Origin of the sequence: Burkholderia sp. AU16741, assembly GCF_002223345.1 — a bacterium.
Lineage (GTDB): Bacteria > Pseudomonadota > Gammaproteobacteria > Burkholderiales > Burkholderiaceae > Burkholderia > Burkholderia sola.
Map to the genome: position 1 here is coordinate 1,201,461 of NZ_NKEZ01000003.1, position 25,996 is coordinate 1,227,456.

At 70.8% G+C, this 25,996-nt stretch carries 12 protein-coding genes; 10 read left to right on the plus strand and 2 right to left on the minus strand.

All coding sequences use genetic code 11. The features are described 5' to 3' along the window. The first annotated feature begins 228 nt into the window (after positions 1 to 228). From CFB89_RS08015 to CFB89_RS08055, 9 genes are all read left to right on the plus strand, one after another. On the plus strand, positions 229 to 9,897 hold the full coding sequence (locus CFB89_RS08015; RefSeq protein WP_089467951.1) for a non-ribosomal peptide synthetase: 9,669 nt from the start codon (positions 229 to 231) through the stop codon (positions 9,895 to 9,897). Positions 9,898 to 9,906: 9 nt separating this feature from the next. Further along, positions 9,907 to 14,895 carry a non-ribosomal peptide synthetase gene (locus CFB89_RS08020; RefSeq protein WP_089467409.1) on the plus strand — a complete coding sequence of 1,663 codons (4,989 nt, stop codon included), beginning with the start codon at positions 9,907 to 9,909 and terminating at the stop codon, positions 14,893 to 14,895. Continuing rightward, a complete protein-coding gene (locus tag CFB89_RS08025) occupies positions 14,885 to 15,916 on the plus strand; it encodes a GNAT family N-acetyltransferase (RefSeq protein WP_089467410.1) in 1,032 nt (343 codons plus the stop codon). Before CFB89_RS08020 ends, CFB89_RS08025 begins: the two co-directional genes overlap by 11 nt. 33 nt (positions 15,917 to 15,949) lie before the next feature. Then, a complete protein-coding gene (locus tag CFB89_RS08030) occupies positions 15,950 to 17,326 on the plus strand; it encodes a lysine N(6)-hydroxylase/L-ornithine N(5)-oxygenase family protein (protein ID WP_089467411.1) in 1,377 nt (458 codons plus the stop codon). Between the two features lie 45 nt (positions 17,327 to 17,371). Next, positions 17,372 to 19,612, plus strand: a complete 2,241-nt coding sequence (locus tag CFB89_RS08035; protein ID WP_089467952.1) for a TonB-dependent siderophore receptor — start codon at positions 17,372 to 17,374, stop codon at positions 19,610 to 19,612. Between the two features lie 88 nt (positions 19,613 to 19,700). Beyond that, complete coding sequence (locus CFB89_RS08040; RefSeq protein WP_089467412.1) at positions 19,701 to 20,540, plus strand: N(5)-hydroxyornithine transformylase PvdF; 840 nt, start codon at positions 19,701 to 19,703, stop codon at positions 20,538 to 20,540. Continuing rightward, positions 20,540 to 21,556 (plus strand): GNAT family N-acetyltransferase, encoded by a 1,017-nt coding sequence (locus tag CFB89_RS08045; protein ID WP_089467413.1) that lies wholly within the window; start codon positions 20,540 to 20,542, stop codon positions 21,554 to 21,556. Before CFB89_RS08040 ends, CFB89_RS08045 begins: the two co-directional genes overlap by 1 nt. Positions 21,557 to 21,806: 250 nt before the next feature. Further along, a complete protein-coding gene (gene vapB / locus CFB89_RS08050; protein ID WP_089467953.1) occupies positions 21,807 to 22,070 on the plus strand; it encodes a type II toxin-antitoxin system VapB family antitoxin in 264 nt (87 codons plus the stop codon). Further along, complete coding sequence (locus CFB89_RS08055; protein WP_089467414.1) at positions 22,067 to 22,483, plus strand: PIN domain-containing protein; 417 nt, start codon at positions 22,067 to 22,069, stop codon at positions 22,481 to 22,483. Before vapB ends, CFB89_RS08055 begins: the two co-directional genes overlap by 4 nt. Positions 22,484 to 22,534: 51 nt before the next feature. On the opposite strand, the gene CFB89_RS08060 is transcribed toward CFB89_RS08055, so the two are convergent. Then, on the minus strand, positions 22,535 to 23,440 hold the full coding sequence (locus tag CFB89_RS08060; protein ID WP_089467415.1) for a nucleotidyl transferase AbiEii/AbiGii toxin family protein: 906 nt from the start codon (positions 23,438 to 23,440) through the stop codon (positions 22,535 to 22,537). Continuing rightward, positions 23,409 to 24,479 (minus strand): type IV toxin-antitoxin system AbiEi family antitoxin, encoded by a 1,071-nt coding sequence (locus tag CFB89_RS08065; protein WP_089467954.1) that lies wholly within the window; start codon positions 24,477 to 24,479, stop codon positions 23,409 to 23,411. The genes CFB89_RS08060 and CFB89_RS08065 overlap by 32 nt, the downstream gene beginning before the upstream one ends. A 324-nt stretch (positions 24,480 to 24,803) precedes the next feature. Between CFB89_RS08065 and CFB89_RS08070 the strand changes: the two genes are divergently transcribed. Beyond that, positions 24,804 to 25,967, plus strand: coding sequence for a M20 aminoacylase family protein (locus CFB89_RS08070; RefSeq protein WP_089467416.1), 1,164 nt, complete (start codon positions 24,804 to 24,806; stop codon positions 25,965 to 25,967). Positions 25,968 to 25,996 lie beyond the last annotated feature (29 nt).

A 25,996-nucleotide genomic window follows, 5' to 3' on the forward strand; every position in this document is an offset into this window, starting at 1 on the left:
CAAATCCGGCGCGAAAGCGGCGGGCGGGGCGAACCCCGTTCCGGCTTTCCTCCCTGATAGACGAACGGGCCGCGCAAATATTTAGCGACATCGTCAAAAAAAAGCGGTCGCACGCATTTTGCGCACAAAGCGGTAAAAAATCGGCCGCGTCGTTCGTCACACCAGTGAAGCCGCCCCAAGCGGCCCCGAGACTTGGCCGAAGCGGCCGGACCGAAGGATTTCACGCACATGACGAGTTTCCCGACTGCGCTGCATCACCGAATCCGCGAACTGGCGCGCATCGCGCCCGACGCGCCCGCCATCGCGGTGCCTTTCCAGAACGACCTGCGCCTGTCGCGCGGTGCGCTCGACGCACGCGCATCGCAACTCGCCCGGCGCCTGCGCGCGGCCGGCGTCGGCGCCGAAGTGCGGGTCGGCGTGTGTGTCGAGCGTTCCGGCGACCTGTTCGTCGCGCTGCTGGCCGTGCTGAAGGCCGGCGGCGTGTTCGTGCCGCTCGATCCGCGCCATCCGGCCGCGCGCCTCGACTGGATCGTGCAGGACGCGCAATTGCGCCACGGCATCGTCGACGCCGCCGGCCGCGCGGCGCTCGGCACGCCGTTCGAACACGCGTTCGACGCAACGGAGAAGGCATCGGGCGTCGCGCAGAATCACGCGTTCGATGACGACATCGTGACCGTGCATCCGCGTTCGGCCGCCTACATGATCTATACGTCGGGTTCGACCGGCACGCCGAAGGCGGTGGTCGTCGAGCACGGGCCGCTCGCCGCGCATTGCGACGCGCTCGCGGCCGCGCTGCCGATCGAGGCCGGCGACCGTCTGCTGCATTTCGCGTCGGTCAACTTCGACGCCGCGCACGAATGCTGGCTCGCGCCGCTTGCGGTCGGCGCCGGCATCGTCGTGGCGCCGCCGCAGCCGTTCGCGCCGGACGCCGCGCATGCGCTGATGGTGCGCGAAGCCGTGAACGTCGCCGCATTTCCGCCGGCGTACCTGCGCGAATTCGCGGCCGTCGCCGCGCGCGACGGCGTGCCGCCGGCCTTGCGCGTGCTCGCGTTCGGCGGCGAAGCGCTGCCGCAGCAGGCGTTCGAATTCGTGCGCCGCACGTTCCCGGCGGTACGCCTGATCAACGGTTACGGGCCGACCGAAGCCGTGATCTCGCCGATGCTGTGGCCGGTCGAACCGGGCGAGACGCCGGTGCTGGCCGCCGACGATGCATTTGCGTCGCTGCCGATCGGCCGCGTGATCGGCCCGCGGGTCGCGCGCATCGACGGCGCCGACGCCGCTGGGGTCGGCGAGTTGCTGCTCGGCGGCGTGTGCGTCGCACGCGGTTATCACGGTCGCCCGGCGCTCACGGCCGAGCGTTTCATTCCCGATGCGGACGGTGAACCCGGCGCGCGCGTCTATCGCACCGGCGACCTTGCACGCCTGCGCGACGACGGCGCATACGATTATCTGGGCCGCCTCGACGATCAGGTCCAGGTGCGCGGCGTGCGCGTGGAGCCGGCGGAAATCGCCGCGTGCCTGCGCTCGCACCCGGCCGTGGCCGACGCGGCCGTGCTGGCCGACACCGCCAGCGGGCCGACGCGGCTGATCGCGTGCGTCGCGCTGTGCGCGGCGGCCGACGATGCCGCATTGAAGGCGCACGTGGCCGCGCAATTGCCGGCCGCGTGGCAGCCGCACCGGTTCGTACGTTGCGACGCGCTGCCTTATACGCTGAACGGCAAGCTCGACCGTGCCGCGCTGCGCGAGCGGATTGCCGCCGCGCGCGACACGACGCAAGCTGCCGGCGAGGCGCCACGCACGCCGACCGAACAACAGATCGCGGATATCTGGAAAACGCTGCTGGGCCTCGACGTCACGCCGTCGCGCGACGATCGTTTCTTCGCGCTGGGCGCCGACTCGCTCGCCGCGATGCAGTTGCAGGCCGCGATCCGTGCCGCCGTGCGCGTGAATCTGCGGCTCGACACGCTGTTCGCCGATCCGGCGCTCGCCGAACTGGCCGAAACCGTCGACCGCGCCGAACGCGAGACCGGCGAACCGCTGGCCGCGATTGCCGCGCGCCGCGCGCCGGCCGATGCGGCCGCGGCGGGTGCGCCGTACGTCGATCGTGCGGCATCGCTCGCGCAGCAACGCTTCTGGGTGCTCGCGCAAACGCGCGACGCCAGCGCCGCGTATCACATCGCCGCGCACTGGACGATCGACGGCGTGCTCGACCGCGACGCGCTGCAGCGTGCGCTCGATCACGTGGTGGGGCGTCACGAAGCATGGCGCACGACGCTCGTCGACAACGACGACGGCGTCGTGATGCAGCGGATTCACGCGCATCTGCCCGTGTCGATCGCCGCGGTCGACCTGCGCGAACAGCCGCCGGCTGCCCGCGACGCGCAAGCCGCGCGTCTTGCCGAGCGCGACGCGGCCGAACCGTTCGACCTCGCGCGCGGCCCGTTGCTGCGCGCGACGCTGGTCGCGCTCGCGGACGACCGTCACCGGCTGCTGCTGACCGCGCATCACGCGATCACCGATGGCTGGAGCTCGCGCTGCGCGTTCGACGAACTGTCGGCGGCGTACCGCGCGTATGCCGAAGGCCGCGAACCGTCGCTGCCCGCGTTGCCGATCCAGTACGCCGACTACGCGGACTGGCAGCGCGACATGCTGGCCGGCGGCGAGGGGGAGCGCCAGCTCGACTACTGGCGAGGCGCGTTGCGCGACGTGCCGGGCCCGCTCGCGCTGCCGGTGGATCGCCAGCCGGGCGCCGCACGCACGCTGCACGGCGCGCGCGTATCGGTGCGCCTGCCCGATGCGGTCGCGGCCGACGTGCGGCAACTCGCCCGCGACGCGCAGGCGACCGTCTTCACGGTGCTGCTGGCCGCGCTCGACGCGTGGCTGTCGCGCCTGACTGGCGAAACGGACGTCGTCGTCGCGGTGCCGGTCGCGCATCGCCAGCGCCCCGAAACGCGTGCGTTGCTGGGTCTTTTCCTGAATACGGTCGCGCTGCGCGTGCGCGTGGCGCCGACGCTGCCGTTCCGTGCGCTCGTCGACGCGGCGCGTACCGCGGCGCTCGATGCGGTCGCGCACCAGGACGTGCCGTTCGAGCGCGTCGTCGACGCGGTGAAGCCGCCCGTCAAGCGCGGTGACGAATGGCTGCGCGTGAAATTCGCGCAGCAGTTCGACGCACGGCACGACAGCGTGCTGCCGGGCGCCACGGCGGTCGCGACGCCGGGGCCCGATCTCGCCGCGCGCTTCGATTTCGCGCTGGATTTCACCGACGACGCGAACGGGATCGAACTGGTCGCGGCCTATGCGACCGACTGCATCGATGCCGATACCGCGCGTGCCTGGCTCGACAGCTATGCGGCGCTCGTCGCGTCCGCCGCGCATGAACCGCATGCGACGACGGCCGCGCTGCCGTGCGATGCATCGGCTGTGTCGCGCCAGCCGCGCGACGGCCGTGCACTGCGCGTCGAACATGCCGACGTCGTTGCCGCATTCGCGCGGCAGGCGGCCGCGTATCCGCATCGCGTCGCGCTCGCCGACGCATCGGCATCGCTGACGTTCGCCGAACTCGACGACGCATCGAACCGCATCGCGCGGGCGCTGACGCAACGCGGCGTGGCCGCCGAAGCGCCGGTCGTCGTCTGCATCGAGCGTTCGGCGCGTTTCGTCGTCGGCCTGCTGGGCGCGCTGAAAGCCGGCGCGCTGGCCGTGCTGCTCGACCCCGCGCAGCCGGCCGCGCGTCTTGCGGCTGCTGCTGCCGACTGCGGCGCGCGCTGGGCGCTCGTCGCCGAGCCGGCCGCGTGGCCGGCCGGCATCGACGCGCAGCCGCTCGACGTCGACGCGCTCGCGCAGGACGCGACGCTTGCCCATGCGGCCGGCGCGCGCGTCGCGCCGCACCCGGAACAGGGCGCGTACCTGATCTACACGTCGGGCTCGACCGGCACGCCGAAGGGCGTCGTCGTGTCGCACGGCGCGCTGGCCGACTACGTGCAGGGGATGCTCGACGAACTCGCGTTCGCGCCCGACGCATCGTTCGCGATGGTGTCGACCGTCGCGGCCGACCTCGGCCACACGACGCTGTTCGGCGCGTTGTGCGCGGGCCGCACGCTGCACCTGCTGCCGGCCGCGTGCGCGTTCGATCCGGACCTGTTCGCCGACGAAATGCGCCGCCGTGAAGTCGGCGTGCTGAAGATCGTGCCGAGCCACCTGCAGGCGCTGCTCGATGCGCGCGTGCCGGCCGACGTGCTGCCGCGCCACGCGCTCGTGACGGGCGGCGAAACGCTCACGTGGGCGCTCGTCGCGCGGCTGGCCGCGCTCGCGCCGGCCTGCCGCGTGATCAACCATTACGGGCCGACCGAAGCGACGGTCGGCGCGATCGCGTGCGACACAGCGTCGATCGGCGCCGATGCGCGCGATCCCGCGAGCGGCGTGCCGCTCGGCCTGCCGCTGCCGAATGCGCGCGCGCTGGTGCTCGACGCGTTCGGCGCGTGCGTGCCGGCCGGCGCGACCGGCGAGCTGTATCTCGGCGGCCCGGGCGTCGCGCGCGGCTACCTCGGCCGCCCGGCGCAAACGGCGGAGCGCTTCGTGCCCGATCCGTTCACGCCGGGCGCGCGGCTGTATCGCACGGGCGACCGCGTGCGGTTGCGTACGGACGGCCGCGTCGCCTTCCTCGGCCGTATCGACGATCAGGTGAAGATTCGCGGCTACCGTGTCGAGCCGGGCGAGGTGAGTGCGGCCGTACGCGCGGCCGGCCCGATCGCGCAGGCCGAAACGCTCGCGATCGAGCACGATGGCCGCCTGCGGCTCGCGACGTTCGTCGTGATGCGCGACGGCGCTGCGTTCGACGAAGCGGCCTTGCGTGCCGCGCTCGCCGCGAAGCTGCCCGACTACATGGTGCCCGCGCAATTCGTCGCGCTCGCGCGTCTGCCGGTGACGGCGAACGGCAAGATCGATCGCGCGGCATTGCGCGAACTGGCCGTCGCGCCGGTTGCAGCCGCGTCCGGCGATGCGCCGCAAGGCACGATCGAAACGGTGCTCGCCGACGTCTGGCAGGCCGTGCTGAAGGCGCCGAAGGTCGGCCGCGACGACAATTTCTTCGAACTCGGCGGCGATTCGATCCTCGTGCTGCAGGTGATCGCCCGGGCGCGCAAGCGCGGCGTGCGCTTCACGCCGAAGCAGCTGTTCGACGGGCCGACGGTCGCCGAACTCGCGCGCATCGCGAAAACGGATGACACGGCCGTCGCCGCGCAGCAGCCGGCGAGCACGGTCGGAACGACACATGCAACACCGGCTGACACGCCGATCCTGACGCCCGCGCAACAGCGCTTCTTCGCGCTCGATATCCCGCATCGCGGCCACTGGAACCAGTCGGTGTCGTTCGATGTACGCGGTTCGTTCGACGCGGACGCATTCGCACGCGCATTCGACGCATTGCTCTCGCATCACCACGCATTCCGCCAGCGCTTCGCGCGCGGCGCGGACGGCGCGTGGCACGCGAGCGACGCGGCGAAGCCGTACGATGCGCTGCCGTTCGTCGAAGTCGTCGCACGCGACGAAGCCGACGCGCTGGCGCGCTTCGATGCGCTGCAACGCCGTCTCGACCTCGGCAACGGGCCGCTCGCCTGCGCGTGCGCGGCACGGCTGCCGGACGGTTCGACGCGACTCTATCTGGCAATTCACCATGCGATCGTCGATGGCGTGTCGTGGCGCATCCTGCTCGACGACCTCGACACCGGCTACCGCGCCGCATGCGAACGCACGCCGCTCCGCCTGTCGCAGCCGGGCCTGCGTGCGGACGCCTGGGCCGCACGGCTCGCCCGCGCGGCGACGGAGCCGGCGTCGCCGTTCGCGGGCGAAGCCGCCTACTGGGCCGGCATGGCGCAGGGCGACGACATCGTGCCCGATCACGCCGACGCAGCGGCGACGAACGCCGATGCGGCCGTCGTCGTGCAGACGATCGACGCGGCATTGACCCGCGCCGCGCTCACCGACGCGCACGCGGCCTATCGCACGCAGACGATCGAGCTGCTCGGCGCGGCGCTCGCGCTGGCGCTGGCCGGCGCGAGCGGCGCCGCATCGTGCCGGGTCGAACTCGAAGGACACGGCCGCGAAGCGCTGTTCGACGATGCGGATGCCAGCCGCACGATCGGTTGGCTGACGAGCCATTACCCGGTGACGCTGCCGGTCGAGGCGACGGCCCGCGACACGCTGTGCGCGGTCAAGGACACGCTGCGCGCGGTGCCGCACAAGGGGCTCGGCTTCGGCGTGCTCGCGCACTACGGCGATGCGGCCACGCGTGCGACGCTGGCTGCCGTGCCGCGCCCGCGCGTCACGTTCAACTATCTCGGCCAGTTCGACGCGCCGCGCGATGCGACGCTCGTCCCGCGTTTCGGCGGCACGGGTGTCGAGCGCGATCCCCAAGGGCCGCTCGGCAACACGCTCGCGATTCATGCGTACCTCGACACGGACGGCGACGGTGCGCGCACGCTGAAAGTGCATTGGGTCTACGGTGCGCCGCAATTCGAACGCGCGACGATCGACGCGTTCGCCGAACGCTTCGCGGCCGCGCTGCGCGAACTCGTCGACGCATGCGCATCGCGCATCGCGCATCGTGGCGCCGGCGCGACGCCGGGCGATTTCCCGCTCGCGCAGGCCGCCGGACTCACGCAGGCCGCGATCGAACGCGCGCCGCTCGACTGGCGCGCGATCGACGACGTGTATCCGCTGTCGCCGATGCAGCAGGGCATCCTGTTCCATGCGTTGTTCGCGCCCGGCCACGCGAGCTACGTGAACCAGCTCGTCGCGACCGCGACCGCGCTGGACGCCGACCGGCTCGCGGCCGCGTTCGACGCGTCCGTCGCGCGTCACGACATCCTGCGCACGAGCGTGATGCCGGACGAGGCCGCGCCGCTGCAGTGCGTGCATCGTCACGCGCGCATGCCGGTCGAGCAGCTCGACTGGCGCACGCGCGGCGACACGCTCGACGCCGATTTCGACGCGTGGCTCGCGGCCGACCGCACGCGCGGCTTCGACTGGCGCGAGCCGCCGCTGATGCGGCTCACGCTGATCCGCGTGACGGACGATGCGTGGCGCGTCGTCTGGACGCGTCACCACGTGCTGCTCGACGGCTGGAGCACCGCGCGCCTGCTCGCCGACGTGCTGCGCGACTACCGCGACCCGGACGCCGTGTCGCCGTTCGCGAGCCGCCCGGCGCTGCGCTATCGCGATTTCATCGCATGGCTCGGCACGCGCGACCGCGACGCCGACGAGCGCTTCTGGACCGAGCGCCTGGCGCGGCTCGACGCACCGACGCTGATCGCTGAGCGCACGGCCGACCGCGCGGAGGCCGAGATGGTCACGTGGCGCGCGACGCTCGACGCCGACACGACGGCGCGCGTCGCGCAGACCGCCCGCGCGCTGAAGCTGACCGTCAACACGCTGGTGCAGGGCGCATGGGCGCTCGCGCTGCAGCGGATGACGCACCAGCCGGCCGTCGCGTTCGGCGCGACCGTCGCCGGCCGTCCCGATGCGCTCGCGGACGTCGACTCGGTGCTCGGCCTCTTCATCAACACGCTGCCGGTCATCACCGCACCGGCGCCGCGGCAACGTGCGGCCGACTGGCTGCAAACGCTGCAACGCGAAAACGCGGCGGCCGCCGAACATGCGCACACGCCGCTCGCCGACATCCAGCGCTGGGCGCGCGGGTCGGGCGGCGCACTGTTCGACACGGTGGTCGTGTTCGAGAACTATCCGGTCGACGAATCGGTGCGCGACGCCGATCCGCGCGCGCTGGCGTTGAGCGGCGTCCGCAGCATCGAAGCGACCGATTTCGCGCTGACGCTCGTGATCGAGAGCGGCGCCGAACTGACGATCGACTATGGCTACGACACCGCACGCGTCGATGCGCGTCAGGTCGAGACCTGGCATCGCGCGTTTGCCTGCGCGCTCGATGCGCTGGCCCGTACGCCGGACGCGCGGCTCGGCACGCTGTCGATCGCCGACGAGGCGACCCGCGATGCGCTGGCGCGCGCGCAGGACACGGCGCAAACCTGGCCGGACGCGCAGCGTCAGCCGCTGCATCTGCAATTCATGGACGCCGCACGCGCGACGCCCGACGCGACCGCACTCGAATACGCGGACGCTCACGGCCGCGTGCAGCGCGCGACCTATCGCGAACTCGACGCCGCTACGTCGCGCATCGCCGCCGCGCTGCGCCGGCGCGGCGTGCAGCCCGATACGCCGGTCGCGCTGTGCGTCGAGCGCTCGTTCGACATGGTGATGGCGCTCGTTGGCGTGCTGAAGGCCGGCGCCGCGTACCTGCCGGTCGATCCAGACTATCCGGCCGAGCGCATCGCATACCTGCTGCGCGATGCGCGGCCGGCCGTCGCGATCACGCAGGCGCATCTGCGCGAGCCGGTCGAGGCCGCGCTGGGCGAGGGCGCCGACACGCCATTGCTGACGGTCGCGAATCTGCTGGCCGACGAAGCGGGCGAGATCGACGACGCAACCATCGCGATCGACGACGCGCAGCTCGCGTACCTGATCTACACGTCCGGCTCGACCGGCAAGCCGAAGGGCGCCGGCAACACGCACGGCGCGCTCGCGAACCGGATCGCGTGGATGCAGCACGCGTACCGGCTGACGCGCGACGACGTCGTGCTGCACAAGACGCCGTTCGGCTTCGACGTGTCGGTGTGGGAATTCGTGTGGCCGCTCGCAATCGGCGCGAAGCTCGCGATCGCCGCGCCGGGCGACCACCGCGACCCGGCGCGCCTGGCCGCCGCGATCCACGCGCACGGCGTGACGGTGCTGCATTTCGTGCCGTCGATGCTCGCCGCGTTCGCCGCGTATCTCGACGATTTCTCGGCCGCCGCGCAATGCGACAGCGTGCGCCTGATCGTCGCGAGCGGGGAGGCGCTGGCGCCCGAACTCGTCGCGAAGATGGCGCGGTTGCTGCCGAACGCGACGCTCGTGAACCTGTACGGGCCGACCGAGGCCGCGATCGACGTGTCGCACTGGACCTGCGGCCCCGACGACGCGCAGGCCGTCGCGGTGCCGATCGGCCATCCGATCGCGAACCTGCAACTGCACGTGCTCGATGCCGCATGGCAGCCGGTGCCGGCCGGCGCGACCGGTGAACTGTATCTCGCGGGCGCGGGCCTCGCGCGCGGCTATCTCGGCCGTCCGGCGCTCACCGCCGAGCGCTTCGTGCCCGATCCGTTCGTGCCGGGCGCGCGCATGTACCGCACCGGCGACCTCGCACGCCGACGCGCGGACGGCGCGCTCGACTACCTCGGCCGCGTCGACACGCAGGTGAAGCTGCGCGGCCAGCGGATCGAGCCGGGCGAGATCGAGGCGCTGTTGCGCGCGGCGCCGGGCGTCAACGATGCGGTCGTGATCGTGCGCGACGAGCAACTGATCGGCTATGTCGCGCGCGGCGACGCCGGCCCGCTCGACCGTGCGGCGCTGCTCGACGCGCTGCGTGCGCAACTGCCGGCGTACATGGTGCCGTCGCAGTTGATCGAGCTCGATGCGTTGCCGGTCACGCCGAACGGCAAGTGCGACCGCCATGCGCTGCCCGCGCCGGTGCGCGAAGCGACCGAAACCGTCGAACTCGCGACCGATACCGAGCGCGCGCTCGCGGCAATTTGGCAACGCGTGCTGCACGTGGACGCGATCGGCCGCGACGGCGATTTCTTCCTGCTCGGCGGCCACTCGCTGCTCGCGACGCAGGCCCATGCGCAGGCGAACCTGCACTGGGGGCTCGCGCTGCCGCTGCGCACGCTGTTCGACACGCGCACGCTCGCGCGCTGCGCGCAAGCGATCGACGCGGCCTGCGCGGCACGCGGCGCGACCGATGCGGCGAGCGCGATCGACGCGCTGCTCGGCGAACTGGAAACCCAATAAGGACGACGGATGACGAAGGTTCAACCCGACTGGCTCGCGCTCGCGACGCGTTTCGCGCAACTGCCCGACGCGCAGCGCGCGGTCTTCATCGACAAGCTCGGCGCGGCCGGCATCGACTTCCGCGTATTGCCGATTCCGCCGCGCACGCCGCGCGGCGATCGCGTGCCGGCGTCGTTCGCGCAGACGCGGCTGTGGCTGCACGCGCGGCTGATCGATGCGCCGGACGCGTATCACATCACCGAGCGCCTGGCGCTGACGGGGCCGCTCGACGTGCATGCGCTGCGTCTGGCATGCGATGCATTGATCGCGCGCCACGAGGCGCTGCGCACGACCTTCGACGAAGCGCAGGACGGCGTCGCGCAGACGATCCACGCACCGCTGCGCTGCCCGTGGCGCGAAACCGATCTCGAAGCGCTGCCGGACGCGCAGCGCGCGGCGCGCGCCGAAGCGGTGGCAACGGCCGATGAAGCCGAGCCGTTCGATCTCGGCACGGCGCCGCTCGTGCGCGCGCACCTGGTGCGCTTCGACGCGACGCATCACTGGCTCGCGCTGACCGTGCATCACATCGTGTCGGACGGCTGGTCGTCGGGCGTGATGCTGTTCGAGCTTGCGGCGTTCTATCGCGCGTATGCGTCGGGCGAACCGGTGCCGCTCGCGCCGCTGCCGATCCAGTACGCCGACTACGCGCTGTGGCAGCGCCGCTGGCTCGATGCCGGCGAGCGCGACCGTCAGCTCGCATTCTGGCGCGAGCGGCTCGATCCGCAGCGCGGCGTGCTGACGCTGCCCGGCGCGTCCGCGCGGCCGGCCCGTCGCAGTGTGCGCGGCGCGCGTCATGTGTTTTCGCTCGACGCGCGTATCGGCGCGCAGTTGCGTGCGTTCGCGGCGGCGTCCGGCGCGACGCCGTTCGCGGTGCTGCTCGCCGCGCTCGATGCGCTGCTGGCGCGCGCGACCGGCGACGCGCGGATCTGCGTCGGCGTGCCGGCCGCGAACCGCGAACGCGCGGAAGTCGCTGGCCTGATCGGCTTCTTCGTCAACACGCTGGCGATCGACGTCGACGTGCCCGCGCACGGCGATTTCTCGTCGCTGGTCGCGCGTACGCAGCGCGCGCTCGTCGACGCGCAGATGCACCAGGACGTGCCGTTCGAGCAGGTGGTCGACGCGCTCGGCGTGCCGCGCAGCGCGAGTCACCATCCGCTGTTCCAGGTGATGGCCGCATACGGCGAACGCCGCGCGCTGCCGCCGCTCGGCGCGGCGTCGGCCGCGCTGCTGCCGTCGGGCACGCCGTCCGCGAAATTCGACCTGACGCTGTCCGTCGAGGCGACGCCGGACGGCACGTTCGACGCCGCCTTCATCTACGCGCTCGACCTGTTCGACGCGGATGCGATCGCACGGCTGGCCGCGCGCTTCGTCACGCTGCTGACCGATGCGCTCGCGCGTCCCGAGATGCCGATCGGCGATCTCGACTGGCTGCCCGCCGACGAACGCGCGCAGCTCTTCGCGTGGAACGCGCCGGCCGGCGCGACCGACGCCGAGCCGTTCGTACCGGTGCATGCGCGCATCGCCGCGCATGCGCACGCGCGGCCCGACGCACGTGGCGTCGCCGATATCGACCGCGCGTTGACGCGCGGCGAGGTCGATGCCCGTGCCGCACGTTTGGCGCGCCATCTGGTGGCGGCCGGCGTGCGGCCCGAGATGCGCGTGGGCGTCGCGTTGCAGCGCTCGGTCGACCTGCTCGTCGCGCTGATCGCGGTGCTGAAGTCGGGCGCCGCGTTCGTGCCGCTCGATCCGGCTCATCCGCGCGAACGGCTCGCGCAGATCGTCGGCGATGCGGCCATAACGCACGTGCTGACCGACGCCGCGAGCGCCCCGTCGCTGCCCGAATTGCCTGAACTGCGCATCTGGCGCGCGGACGCAATCGATGCGCTCGACGAAGCCGCGCACGTCGCGCTGCCGGACGTGCTGCCCGGCCATGCGGCGTATGCGATCTACACGTCGGGATCGACCGGCAAGCCGAAGGGCGTGATCGTCGACCACGCGTCGTTCGCGCTGCATTGCGCGGCGATCGCCGAGCGCTACGGCGCGGGCGAGAACGACGTGTTCCTGCTGTTCCAGTCGGTCAATTTCGACGGCGCGCACGAAGGCTGGTTTTCGCAGTACATGTCGGGCGCCGCCGTGTCGGTGACGGCCGACGTGCTGTGGCCGCCCGCGCAGACCTGCGCGATGATGATCCGCGACGGCGTGACGATGACCTACGTGCCGCCCGGCTGCGCGGCCCAGCTCGCCGAATGGGCGCTCGCGCACGGTGCGCCGCCGACGCTGCGTTCGCTGACCGTCGGCGGCGAGGCGACGTCGCGCGAGGCGTTCGCGATGCTGCGCCGCGCGCTGCCGAACGTGCGCGTGGTCAACGGCTACGGCCCGACCGAAACGGTCATCACGCCGACGTTGTGGATGTTCCGTCCCGGCGACGATCTCGCGAAGCTCGGCGACGCCGCATATCTGCCGATCGGCACGCTGGTCGGCGCGCGCACCGCGCACGTGCTCGACGCGCGGCTGCATCCGCTGCCGGTCGGCGTGATCGGCGAACTGTATCTGGGCGGCGAGGGCATCGGTGTCGCGCGCGGCTACCTGGACCGTCCGGCGCTGACGGCCGAGCGTTTCGTGCCCGATCCGTACGGCGCGCCGGGCGCGCGGCTGTACCGTACCGGCGATCTCGTGCGCCGCCGCGCGGACGGCGTATTCGATTTCATCGGCCGCGTCGATCACCAGGTGAAGCTGCGCGGCCTGCGCATCGAACTCGGCGAAATCGAAGCGCAGCTCGCCGCGCACGACGCGGTGCGCGAAGCCTGCGCGGTCGTGCACGGGCAGGGCGCGCTCGCGCAGCTCGTCGCGTACGTCGAGTTGACCGCCGAAGCACAGGCGGCCGCGCAGCCGGTCGAAGCCGCGACGCTCGACGCGCACCTGCGCCGCACGCTGCCCGACTACATGGTGCCCGCGCAACTGATCGTGCTCGACGCGCTGCCGCGCAACGCGAACAGCAAGGTCGACCGGGCGCGGTTGCCCGCGCCGGTGCGTGTCGAACGCGCGTACGAAGCGCCGCACGACGGCGACGAAGCCGCGCTCGCGGCGATCTGGTGCGACGTGCTGAACCTGGAACGCGTCGGCCGCGGCGATCACTTCTTCGATCTCGGCGGTCATTCGCTCGCGGCCGTGCGCGTCGCGACGCGCGTGGCCGAACGGCTCGGCCGCGACGTGCCGGTGCGCGCGCTGTTCGAGGCGCCCGTGCTTGCGCAATACGCGCGGCAAGTGGCCGATGCGCCGCGCGCCGCGCATTCCGGCGCCACCGCACCGGGCGTGGCCGTGGCCAAACCGGACGCGCACGGCGTGTGGCCGCTGTCGCCCGCGCAGCTCGGCCTGTGGTTCCTGTGGCGCGCGCAGCCGGACAGCGCCGCGTACAACATTCCGGTCGCGCTGCGCGTGCGCGGCCCGCTGGACGTCGATGCGCTGCGCGCCGCGTTCGCGGAGGCGGCGGCCGTGCATCCGGCGCTGCGTGCGCGGCTCGTCGTCCGCGACGGCGCGCTGCCGGGCCAGCGGATCGACGCGGACGTTGCCGTCGATCTGCCGGTAATCGACCTGTCGGCGCAAGCCGATGCGCTGGCCCGCGCGGCCGCGCTGACCGACGCGGATGCGCTCGCCCCGTTCGACCTCGCGGCCGACGCGCCGCTGTGGCGCGCTCGCGTGCTGCGGCTCGGGGCGGACGATCACGTGCTGTCGGTGACGATCCACCACATCGTGTCGGATGGCGAATCGATCGAGCTGTGGCTCGACGCGGTGCGCGCCCGCTATGTTGCCCGCGTGCAACGCAGCGCCGCGCCGGCCGATCGAGCCGTCGAACCGGCCGCGCAACCGCTCGTGCTGCCCGCGCCGTGCCATCCGGCGCGCGTCGCGTACTGGCGCGATGCGCTCGCCGATCTGCCGTCGCGCGTATTGCCGCAGCGCGCCGACGCGCCGGCCGTGCCGCAATGGCGCGCGGCCCGCATCGCGTTCGAATTCGATGCGCCGCTGATTCGCGCCGCGCGCGACGCCGCGTCGGCTTCGCATGCGACGCTGCCGATGCTGCTGCACGCGGCGCTCAACACCGCGCTGTTCCGCGCGACGGGCGTGGCCGACCAGCCGGTCGGCGTGCTCGCGTCGACGCGCGAGCTCACGGGCGACGCGGCCCGCACCGCGCTGGGCCTCTTCATCAACTCGGTCGTCGTGCGCACGCGGATCGATCCGGCCGCGCGCCGCGCGGACGTGCTGGCGCAAGTGCGCGACACGGCGCTCGCCGCGTATGCGCATGCCGACGTGCCGTTCGCCGACGTCGTGGCCGCGCTGCGTGCGCCGCGCGCCGCGCAGGCCAATCCGCTGTTCCAGGTGATGTTCAACTACCTGCGCCCGACCGGCGCCGCCGCGCGCGACTGGGCCGGCCTGTCGCTGGCCGGATTCGACGACGTGCGCCATCGCGTCGTGTTCACGCTGGAGCTGGACGTCGTCGAGCATCCGGACGGCCGCGTGAGCGCCGCGTTTTCGTATGCGGACGAACTGCTCGCGCGCGATTTCGTCGAGACGCTCGTCGATCTGTATCACGACGAAGTCGCGCGTTTCGCCGGTGCGTCGCAGGCGGCGCTCGGCGGACCCGATGCGCACGCCGCCGCGCACGCGGTGTCCGGCGCACGTACCAACGCCGCGACACCGCTCCACGTAAAGCCGTCGCATGCGGCCGCCGTGCTCGCCGCGCTGTGGTCGGACACGCTCTCGACGGCCGCCCCCGAGCCCGATGCGGATCTGTTCGAAGCCGGCGCGACGTCGTTCGACGTCGTGCGCTTCGTCGACGCGGCGAGCCGTGCCGGCCATGCGCTGACGGTCGCCGACGTGTTCGCGGCGCCGACGCTCGCGGCGCTCGGCGCGCGGCTCGATGCGCACGCGGAAGCGGGGCAGGAGGCGCGTCATGCTGGCTGAAGTGCGCCCGGACGGATTCACGATGCTCGATACCTACCGCCTCGCGTTCGCGGACGGCCTGTTCGCCGCGCGCGACGGCGCGGAGATCCGCGTCGCGCAGGGCGACGGGATCGGCGCGCAGTTGCTGCGCGCGCAGCTCGGCGACGACGGCGCGCTGCGCCTCGTCGCGTACAACCATCGCGCGGCGCCGGCCGACCAGCGGCGGGCGCTGCTGGCCGCACTGGCCGCGGCGTTTTCGGACAGCGCGCGCCACGCGGCGATCCGGCTCGACCCCGCCGCATGGCCGGCGGTCGCGCTCGACGCGCTGCGCGCGAGCGGCGTGCTGGCCGACGGCGGCCGCTGCATGCGCGACGGCTGGGCGCAACAGGCCGACCTGTGGCGCGCCGGCCCGCATCTGCCGTGCGCGACGCTGCCGACCATCACCGACGGCCGGCGTCATCCGCGCCGGCCGCCCGCCCCGCGCGGCGACGTCTATGCGCGCGACCTGCCGGCGCTCGGCGTGCGCTTCACGCTGCGCGGCTGGCAGCCGGCGGAAGACACCGAGCGGCTCGCGCGCTGGTTCGACGAGCCGCGTGTGCGCGACGGCTGGCCGGGCGCACAGCCCGCGCAACACAGCGCGCAAGGCGCGCAGGAAGCCGACCCGCACGTGACGCCGCTCGTCGGCTGTTTCGACGGCGAGCCGTTCGCGTATTTCGAGGCGTTCTGGCTGAAGGAGGACGCGCTCGCGCCGCACGTCGCGGCGCGCGACTACGACCGAGGGCTGCGGATGCTGGTCGGCGAGCCGCGCTGGCGCGGCGCGCACCGCGTGGCCGGCTGGCTGCCGTCCGTCGTGCATTACCTGTTTCTCGACGACCTGCGTACCGAAGCGGTCGGCTGTGCCGTTCCGGCCGGCCACACGCGGGTTGCCGACCATCTCGCGCGGCATGGCTTCGCGCGGCAGCGCCGTCTCGCGCTGGCCGACGCGCAGCCGCTGTGGATGCGCACGCTGCGCGAGACGTTCTTCTCCGGCCGTCACGTCTGACGGGCCGGATTCACCGATAAAGGGAGCTGAGACATGCAGAGAGAAACCGTATTCGACCTGATCGGCGTCGGCTTCGGGCCGTCGAATCTGGCGCTGGCCGTGCGCCTCGCGGAGCGCAGCGGTGCGCACACGCTCGCCCATTGCTTCATCGAGCGCCAGCCGGAATTCGGCTGGCATCGCGGGATGCTGCTCGACGACTGCCGGATGCAGATTTCGTTTCTGAAGGATCTCGTGACGATGCGCGATCCGAAAAGCCGCTACACGTTCATCAACTACCTGTTCGAACGCGGCCGGCTGAACGAATTCATCAACCTGAAGAACTTCTATCCGACCCGCGTCGAATTCCACGACTACCTGAGCTGGGTGGCCGACGCGTTCGACGATCGCGTCCATTACAGCGAGACCGTGCTGGGGATCGAACCCGTGCGCGGCGACGGCGCGAAGATCGACGCACTGCGCGTGCTGTCGCGCGACGCGGCCGGCCACGAGCGCCAGCGCGTCACGCGCGCGCTGTCGGTCGGCGTCGGCGGCACGCCGGCGATTCCCGATGCGTTCGCCGCGCTCGGCCGCGACCGCGTGATCCATTCGTCGACGTATCTGGCCGACATCGACCGGCTCGTCGCGTCGCCCGACGGCGAACGCCGCCGCGTCGCGGTGATCGGCGCGGGGCAGAGCGCGGCCGAGGTGTTCATCGACCTCGCGCGCCGCTTCCCGCACGTCGACGCGAGCCTCGTGATGCGCGCGGGCGCGCTGAAACCGGCTGACGACAGCCCGTTCGTCAACGAAATCTTCAGCCCCGAATTCACCGACGTCGTTTATGCGCAGCCGCACGACGCGCGCCGCGCGCTGCTCGAGCGCTATCGCGACACGAACTACGCGGTGGTCGACCGGCCGCTGATCGAGCAGATCTACGAAATGCTGTACCTGCAGCGCATCGACGGCACGCCGCGTCATGCGCTGCTCGCGAACACCGCGATCGAGGCCGCGGTGCGCACCGCCGACGGCCGCATCGAGCTGACGCTGCGCGACCGGATGAGCGGCGCCACGCGCGTCGAGCGTTTCGACGCGCTCGTGCTCGCGACCGGCTACCGCCGCGACACGCATTCGGCGCTGCTCGAAGGGCTCGCGCCGCACCTGGGCGATGCGCTCACGCGCGGCGAGGTCACGCGCGACTACCTGCTCGCGACGCCCGAGCACTTCGCGCCGCGCATCTACCTGCAAGGCTGCTGCGAAGACAGCCACGGCCTGTCCGACACGCTGCTGTCGGTACTGGCGCGCCGCGCCGACGAAATCTGCGCGTCGCTCGAAGACGGGATCGCGCCCAGGCATGACGAAGGCGCGGCCCGGGCCACGCACGAACAACGACCGAACAACGGGGTGAGCGCGGGCCGGATGGCCTTCGCTCTTTGACAAAGGCGCGGTCGGAGACCGCATGAAAAAGTGGAGCAGAAGAAGATGGAGTGGGCAACAGGCACGCGTTTGCGTGCGATCGCAGCCGCAGCAAGCGTGGCGTTCGGTACGGCAGCGGCAGGGCACGCCTATGCCCAGACGGCGCCGGCCGTGAACGCAGGCGCCGCGGCGTCGGCCAGCAGTGCACAAAATGGCGCGGCGGCGAATACGTCGACCGCCGCGCAGAACGGCACGCTGCCGGCGATCACCGTCAACGCGGCCTCGGAGGGCGACGGCACGGTCGGACTCGTCGCGAAGCGCAGCACGACCGGCACCAAGACCGACACGCCGCTCAACGAGATCCCGCAGACGATCAACGTCGTCACCGCGCAGCAGATCGAGATGACCGGCGCCACCGACGTGAACGCGGCGCTGCGCTACGTGCCGGGCTTCTCGTCGTACGGGTCGGACAACCGCTCCGACTGGTACGCGGCGCTGCGCGGCTTCACGCCGACCGCCTACGTGAACGGGCTGCAGGTGCCGAACACGATCAATCTCGCGAGCTGGCGCGTCGATCCGTACATGATCGACAGCATCAGCGTGCTGCGCGGGCCGACCTCGGTGCTGTACGGCGCGGGCGATCCGGGCGCGATCATCGACGTGCACACCAAGCTCGCCGACGGCGAGCGCGTGCGCGAGACAGGCGTGCAGATCGGCAACTACGCGCGCAAGCAGTTCATGATCGACGTCGGCGACAAGCTCGACCCGGACGGCAAGTATGCGTACCGGTTCGTCGGCGTCGCGCGCGACGGCAACGCGCTGACCGGCCCGAACAACGACCAGCGCGTCGCGCTCGCGCCGTCGTTCCGCTGGCGCCCGGACGCGGATACGTCGCTGACGCTGTCGGCGACCTACCTGCAGGACTGGGGCGACATCTCGTCGAACTTCATGCCCGCGCAGGGCACGGTGCTGCCGAACCCGAACGGCCAGATCAACAAGGACATCTACGAAGGCGACGGCAGCTTCAACTACTACCGCAAGAAGCAGTGGTCGGTCGGTTACCAGTTCGAGCGCAACCTGACGCCGGCCTGGACGTTCCGCCAGAACACCCGGCTGATGCACCTGTCGCTGGACAACGGCTCGGTGTTCGGCAACGGCTTCGTGGACGGCAGCACGACCGACGTGTCGCGCTGGGCCGGCGTGTTCCAGATGAACTACAGCCGCTTCGACATCGACAACAACCTCGAGGGCCGGTTCGCGACGGGCCCGCTGCAGCACACGCTGCTGCTCGGCTTCCAGTACAACCGGCAGACCGCGACCGACAGCGAATGGCTCGCCGCCGCGCCGCCGCTGAACATCTACAACCCGGTGTACCAGCCGGTCACGACGGCGGTGTTCACGCCCGACGCGACGTTCCGCACCAACACGTACACGACGATGAACACGTTCGGCCTGTACGCGCAGGACCAGGTCAAGTGGGACCGCTGGACGCTGACGCTCGGCGGCCGCGAGGATTGGGTCAACATGCGGCAGGACGACCGCGCGGCCGGCACGTCGACGAAGGCCGACGTGACGGCGTTTACCGGCCGCGTCGGCCTCACGTACCAGGGCGACTACGGGTTGTCGCCGTACGTCAGCTACGCGACGTCGTTCAATCCGCTGATCGGCGTGAACCTGCTCGGCGGCGGACTGCCGCAACCGACGCGCGGCAAGCAGATCGAAGCCGGCCTGCGCTGGCAGCCGCCCGGCAAGAACCTGATGCTGAACGCGGCGATCTACCAGATCAACCAGACCAACGTGCTCACGTCGGCGCTGCCGAGCCAGGACCCGACCGGCACGAAGTCGGTGCAGACGGGCGAGGTGCGTTCGCGCGGGATCGAGCTGAGCGCGACCGGCAAGGTCACGCGCAACCTGTCGGTGATCGCGTCGTACGTCTATCAGGACGTGAAGAACGTGCAGGCCAACGACGTCTCGCTGAACAACTGGCCGGTCGACATTCCGCGGCCGCGCCAGATGGCGTCGCTGTGGACCGACTGGACCTGGCACACCGGGCCGCTCGCCGGCTTCGGCCTCGGCGGCGGCATTCGCTACCAGAGCGCGTCGGCCGGTGCGGCCGACAACTCGCTGACGGTATCGAGCGTCACGCTGTTCGACGCGGGCCTGCATTACGACGTGCGTAACTGGCGCTTCGCCGTGAACGGAACGAACCTGTTCAACCGCCATTACATCAGCGGTTGCCAGTCGGCGAACGTCTGCGTTTTCGGGACCGACCGCACGGTGATCGCCACCGCGAAATACAACTGGTGACGTCGCGCGCCACGGCTCGCCGGCCGGCCCTCGCGGCCGGCGCGGGCCGGCCGCGGCGCCTTCGTCCGCTTTTTTCCACGACGCATCCATGCCGAAGAAAAATCTCGTCTACATCCAGTCGCTGCGCAACGGCGCGGCCGATCGCGCCGGCCAGCCGGTCGCTTATCGAGGCGGCACGCGCTACATGAAGGCGCCGCTCGAATTCCTCGTCGAGCGCCTGAACGATTCGCCGCTCGGCGAACGCTACACGCTGCAGGGCGTGATCGTCGACGACGACGAAGGCTCGCCGGCCGATCGCGCGAAAGTGGCCGATTACGGTTTCGCGCGCACGCCGGGCCGCCCGTGGATTCTGCCGGAAGGCCTGACGGTGCAGGGCCGGGCGGTCGACGAACTGTTCTGTTCGATCCCGTCGACGTATCGGCGGCTGCCGCGCGACGCGCGTGAGCGCGTGGCCGGCAAACAGGCGTTCGAGCGCCGCCTGCTCGAGCGCCTGCTCGAACTCGACGCCGACATCGTCGTGCTCGACGGGCTGCTCGTGATCCTCGACGAACTCGTGCGGCCGGGCGCGCGCTTTCACCGGCGCATCGCAAATATCCACCCGGGCATCACCGCCGACGATTCGCCGTACCAGCGGCGCGGCGCGTGGGCGACGCTCGACGCGCTGCACGGCGCACGCGGCGAACGGGTCGACTGGGCCACCGGCGCGACGTCGTCCATCGAACCCGTGACGATGACGGGCGCGTCGTTCCACTACGTCGACAACGGTATCGATTCCGGCGAGGTGATCTGCGACGTGCTCGACACGCCGATCGCGCCGGACGACACGATTCTCGAACTGCGCTGGAACAACTTCCAGCGCAGCCTGTTTCCGGCGCTCGAGCGCGGGCTGCACGTGCTCGCCGATCGCCACGACGCGGGAGCACTGTGATGCAAGACACGCTGACGAAACCGGCCGGCGCCGCCGACGCCGTCGAAGGTGAAGTGGCCGCCGCGCTCGACGGCGCCGTGCACGGGCAGGCGGCGGCCGTCGTCGAGCATGCGCTCGACGCATGGCGGCCCGACGACGCACCCGACGCGCTGCTCCCGACGCTGGTGGCGCTGTTCAACACCGACACGCGGCTCGACGCGGCGACGGTCTCGGTGCCGCTCGGCGGCGCCGATGCGGCGGCCGTGGCGTCGTACGTGGCGCGTGCGGTGCGCGAAGGCGTGATCGACGGCGCGCAGGTCGCGGGCGACACGCTGCGGCTCACCGTGTCGCGCACGACGTTCTGGCAGAATCCGCGGCCGTGGCTGAAGGCGCCCGCGTCCGGCGGGATGCCGCTGCGCTACGCGATCACGAACGGCCATCGTCATCCGGTGCGGCCGCCGTCGCCGGCCGGCGAGATCTATGCGCGCCCTATGCCGCAGGTCGGGATGACGTTCAGCCTGCGCACCGTCGACATCGACACGCACGCGGACCTGTTCAGCGGCTGGATGAACCTCGACCGCGTCGCGCATTTCTGGGACCAGCGCGGCACGCGCGACGAGCATGCGGCGTATCTCGCCGAACGGCTGGCCGACCCGCACATGCACCCGATGATCGGCTATTTCGACGACACGCCGTTCGGCTATTTCGAGTTCTACTGGGCGAAGGAGGACCGCCTCGCGCCGTTCTACGACGCGCACGACTACGATCGCGGGCTGCACCTGCTGATCGGCGACTCGCGGTTCCAGAGCGCCGGCAAGCTGCATGCGTGGTGGAGCGGGGTGCTGCACTACATGTTCGTCGACGAACCGCGTACCCAGCGGCTCGTCGGCGAGCCGCGCGTCGATCACGTGCGGCATATCGCGTACATGCATCGGCTCGGGTTCTATACGCTGAAGGAATTCGATTTTCCGCACAAGCGCGCGGCGCTCACGGTGATCGAGCGCGAGACGTTCTTTGACACTTTCCGGTTGCCGTGAGAGGGCGGGCGCGCGGCGTCGGTGCGACGGCGTGCGCGGCCTGGCGATGCGCATGCATCGGCCGTCCGGTATATGGACCGCGTGGCCTGCGTCATGAAGAATGGATCGCTCCTCTCATCGACGACAGGCCGGCAGCATGAATCAGACATCCTCGACGGCGTGGGGCGCAGCGGAGAATTCGCGTCCCGCCAAATTGACATATGCCAGCATATGCCTAGAATGGGCGCATCGTACTCCCATGGAGTGGCTCATGCGCACTGTTTCCATTTTCAAGAACGCCCGTAACCAGGCAATCCGCATCCCGAAGGACATGGAGTTCGAGGGCGTCACGGAACTCGAGATCCGCCGCGAGGGCGACACACTGCTGTTGCGGCCGGTCCGTCCCACGTGGCTGTCGTTCGCGAATGAACCGCGGGCCGATGCCGATTTCCTGGCCGAACGCCCGGCCGTCATCGAATCCGGTCGCTTCGACCTGTCCGGCGATGCCGATGCGCCGTCGGAGTCCCATCGGTGACCACGCTCTATATGCTCGATACGAACATCTGTTCGTTCATCATGCGCGAGCGGCCGCCCGTGGTGCTGTCACGGTTGCAGTCGTGCGTTCACGCGCAGCACCGGATCGTCGTGTCGGCCGTGACCTATGCCGAGATGCGCTTCGACGCGGTGGGCAAGGAAGCGTCGCCGAAGCATGCGGAACTCGTCGCGGCCTTCGTTGCGCGGCTCGACGGCGTGCTGCCGTGGGATGCGGCGGCAGTCGACGCCACCGCCGCGATTCGCGCGGATCTCGCCGTGCGCGGCACGCCGATCGGCGCAAACGATGCGTCGATCGCCGGGCATGCGATCGCGGCCGGCGCGGTGCTGGTCACGAACAACGGCCGCGAATTCGGTCGTGTCACGGGGTTGTCTGTCGAAGACTGGGCAGCTTGAGCCGGATGGGCTGTGGCGTCGTCATCTTGCCGGGGTGCGTCACGTTACACGTCACACGTCGCGCGCGAGCGGAGCGGCAAGAAAAGCGCCACGGAACGCGTCGAGATACCGGTCCGCGTCGTCGTTGAATTCACCCGGCAACAGTGCGAACGCACGCGCCAGCAGATCCTGCCCGAGCATTGCGTAAATCGCGTCGTCGGATAACAGCGCGTGAATGGCGTCGTGCGTCTGCGGCAACGCGATCTGTTTCGCATCACGCGCCAGCAACGCCGCTGCCGCCAGCGCCGGCTGGAAACCATGCAGTTCTACGAGATCGGGCGCAACGTCCCAGATCCGCTCGCGATTGCCCGCGTCGTGAAAATGCGTGAGCAGGAACAGCAGGTCGTACGCGTCGCTGTTCTGGCGCGCGCGCCGGTCCTTCCACGCGAGCAGCTTCAGCAGCGCGAGCGCCGGCAGGCTCGCCACCGGCACCGTGACGCCGGCGCCGATCGATACGGCGAGCGCCGTATCGACCGCCTCCTGAAACCCCAGCACGTTCAGCACGAAGTCGCCGCCCGGCGGCCAGGCGATTTCGCCGGGCGGCGTTTCAAGCGGCCCGAACGGCACCAGATCGAGTTCGGTGCGAAAACCCGGCGAGCCGCTGTCGAACAGCAGCTTTTGCCGATGTTTCGGCGCGAGCGCGAATCGCCCGGTCGCGACGAGCGTATCGACGAGCTGCGCATGAAACGGCCAGCTCACCGCGCACACAGCGACGTCGACGTCCCGCGTCGCTCGCATCGGACGGATGCCGTACACGTGCCACATCAGGATGTCGCGCGCGGTCGCGCCGGCAACGACGAATGCCGCGTCGAGCCGCGCGCAGGCCGTGCCGACCGCCTGCAGCAGCGCGACCGCCGCCGGCTCGAGCGGCCGGCGCGCGTCGATTTCAAGCGGGCGGGTGGGCGAGGTATCGGTCATGGATGTGTTCGGCGGCGGCAAGATTGCGGCTGTCTCCGGACGAGACGAGATCCGCGTAGATCAACAGCGGCGGCACGAGCGGTACGTCCTGCTCGCGCCAGTCGAGCGTCGGCGACGGCGGCCAGAACGCTTCGAGCAGCTCGACGTCGCCGTGCTCGTCCGGGCGCAGGCGGGCTTGCAGCAGCAGGCGGTTCGGCGCGGCGCCGTGCGTATAGACGGTGATCGTCGCGGGCTTCAGGTCGTGCGTGAGCAGATCGGCCGCCGCTTCGCCGCCGAGCCGTGCATCGAACGCGGCGAAATCGAAGCCGCGCCACCAGTCGGGTGCGATCGCGGCAAACCGCCGGGCCGGCAGTTTCGCGCGCAGGCGGCTCGGGTACAGCGCGACCCATTCCTGCAGGAAGCGCGGCCAGTCCGGCATCAGCCGTTCGCCGTTGCGCCGCTGTGCGACGAGGCCGCGCGCGATCAGGTCGTCCATCGCGAGGTTGACCGTGCCGAGCGCGACGCCCGACGCGGCGGCGATCGCGCGGTACGGCTGCGCGACGAGGCCAGGCTGCGTCGCGAGCGCGAACATCACGGCGAGCCCTTTCGGCGTGGTCGCGCGCGACGCCTGACGGCGCGGCGTGCGGGCAGGTTTCGGCCGGCCCGAGATCATCACGGCGGCCTCCGGCTGGATCAGGCTCGCATTGCCGGCGGTATCGAGAAACGGGATGTCGTGCTCGATCAGGCGGGCGGCCAGTTCGGCAGAAAAATAAGGCGCGACCAGCATCAGCGGCCGCTTGCCCGGCACCGGCGTGCCGCCGCGGCGACGCAGCGCCGCGAGCGCGCCCTGCAGCGAGTCGATGCCGACGCTCACGGCCACCGGCATCTCGAAGGTCTGCCCGGCGATGTCGAAGCGGATCATCGCGTCGGCGCGCGCCCGGTACGCCGCCGGCACGCGCACGGGCCGCGCATCGAAGCGCCGGGTCGCGCGCGCGAACGCGGCACAGGCCGCGTCGAGCACATGCTGTTCCGACATCGGGAGGGAGGCATTCGCGGGCATCACGGAGAAGCGCTTGTTCATTATTTTGTCAGCGTACACAAAAAATGTACAGCCGTCAAAAAATGAACAAACGTTCTCAAGCCTTTGATGTGAAAGGGTTGTTTCGGGGCGATGAGTCGCAACCAACGATAGCCTCCGTGTGAAAATTCGAGCCCGAACACAGAGTGTCGCGCGTACCGAGCGCACGCGGCAGTCGTCCGGATGGGAGAGGCGATTCGACCGGCAATCAATAGTTGCTGCCGTGACGACTTTCTGTCTGTCCGGTTGCTGCTCAACACACTATCCTGCCTGCACCTTCCCCACCGCACTTCAGGAGACGACACCGTGACGCACAGCGTGATTCCCGCAGGCCTCGCCGACGAAATGATCGAGATCCGGCACCGCATCCACGCTCATCCCGAACTCGGTTTCGAGGAATTCGCGACGAGCGACCTCGTCGCCGAGCAGTTGCAGTCGTGGGGCTACGTCGTGCATCGCGGGCTCGGCGGCACCGGCGTCGTCGCGCAGTTGAAAGCGGGCGAGGGCCGGCAGCGCCTCGGCCTGCGCGCGGACATGGACGCGCTGCCGATCCACGAAACGACGGGCCTGCCGTACCAGAGCACGATCGCGGGCAAGATGCACGCGTGCGGCCACGACGGCCACACGGCGATGCTGCTCGCGGCCGCGAAGCACCTCGCGCGCGAACGCCGCTTCTCGGGCACACTGAACCTGATTTTCCAGCCGGCCGAGGAAGGGCTCGGCGGTGCGAAGAAGATGCTCGACGAAGGGCTGTTCGAGCAATTTCCGTGTGACGCGATCTTCGCGATGCACAACATGCCGGGCTTCCCGACCGGCACCTTCGGTTTCCTGCCGGGGCCGTTCATGGCGTCGTCGGATACCGTCGTCATCGACGTGCAGGGCCGCGGCGGCCACGGCGCGGTGCCGCATCGCGCGATCAATCCGGTCGTCGTGTGCGCGCAGATCGTGCTGGCGTTGCAGACGATCGTGTCGCGCAACGTGTCGCCGCTCGACATGGCGATCGTCACGGTCGGCGCGATCCATGCGGGCGACGCGCCGAACGTGATTCCCGATCGCGCGCAGATGCGCCTGTCGGTGCGCGCACTGAAACCCAACGTGCGCGACCTGCTCGAAACGCGCATCAAGGAGGTCGTCCATGCGCAGGCGGCCGTGTTCGGCGCGACCGCGACGATCGACTATCAGCGCCGCTATCCGGTGCTCGTCAACGATGCGGAGATGACCGCGTTCGCACGCGACGTCGCACGCGAATGGATCGGCGAAGCCAATCTGATCGACGGGATGGTGCCGCTCACCGGCAGCGAGGATTTCGCGTTCCTGCTCGAGAAACGGCCGGGCTGCTACCTGATCATCGGCAATGGCGACGGGGAGGGCGGTTGCATGGTGCACAACCCCGGCTACGACTTCAACGACGCGGCATTGCCGACCGGCGCGTCGTACTGGGTCAAGCTGGCCGAGGCGTTTCTGGTGTGACGGAGGAGGCGAGACATGCGGCACAGGGC

Coding starts and splice junctions, on each gene's coding strand:
- CFB89_RS08015 (WP_089467951.1), top strand. CDS start 229: ATGACGAGTTTCCCGACTGCGCTGCATCACCGAATCCGCGAACTGGCG.
- CFB89_RS08020 (WP_089467409.1), top strand. CDS start 9,907: ATGACGAAGGTTCAACCCGACTGGCTCGCGCTCGCGACGCGTTTCGCG.
- CFB89_RS08025 (WP_089467410.1), top strand. CDS start 14,885: ATGCTGGCTGAAGTGCGCCCGGACGGATTCACGATGCTCGATACCTAC.
- CFB89_RS08030 (WP_089467411.1), top strand. CDS start 15,950: ATGCAGAGAGAAACCGTATTCGACCTGATCGGCGTCGGCTTCGGGCCG.
- CFB89_RS08035 (WP_089467952.1), top strand. CDS start 17,372: ATGGAGTGGGCAACAGGCACGCGTTTGCGTGCGATCGCAGCCGCAGCA.
- CFB89_RS08040 (WP_089467412.1), top strand. CDS start 19,701: ATGCCGAAGAAAAATCTCGTCTACATCCAGTCGCTGCGCAACGGCGCG.
- CFB89_RS08045 (WP_089467413.1), top strand. CDS start 20,540: ATGCAAGACACGCTGACGAAACCGGCCGGCGCCGCCGACGCCGTCGAA.
- vapB (WP_089467953.1), top strand. CDS start 21,807: ATGCGCACTGTTTCCATTTTCAAGAACGCCCGTAACCAGGCAATCCGC.
- CFB89_RS08060 (WP_089467415.1), bottom strand. CDS start 23,440: ATGACCGATACCTCGCCCACCCGCCCGCTTGAAATCGACGCGCGCCGG.
- CFB89_RS08065 (WP_089467954.1), bottom strand. CDS start 24,479: ATGCCCGCGAATGCCTCCCTCCCGATGTCGGAACAGCATGTGCTCGAC.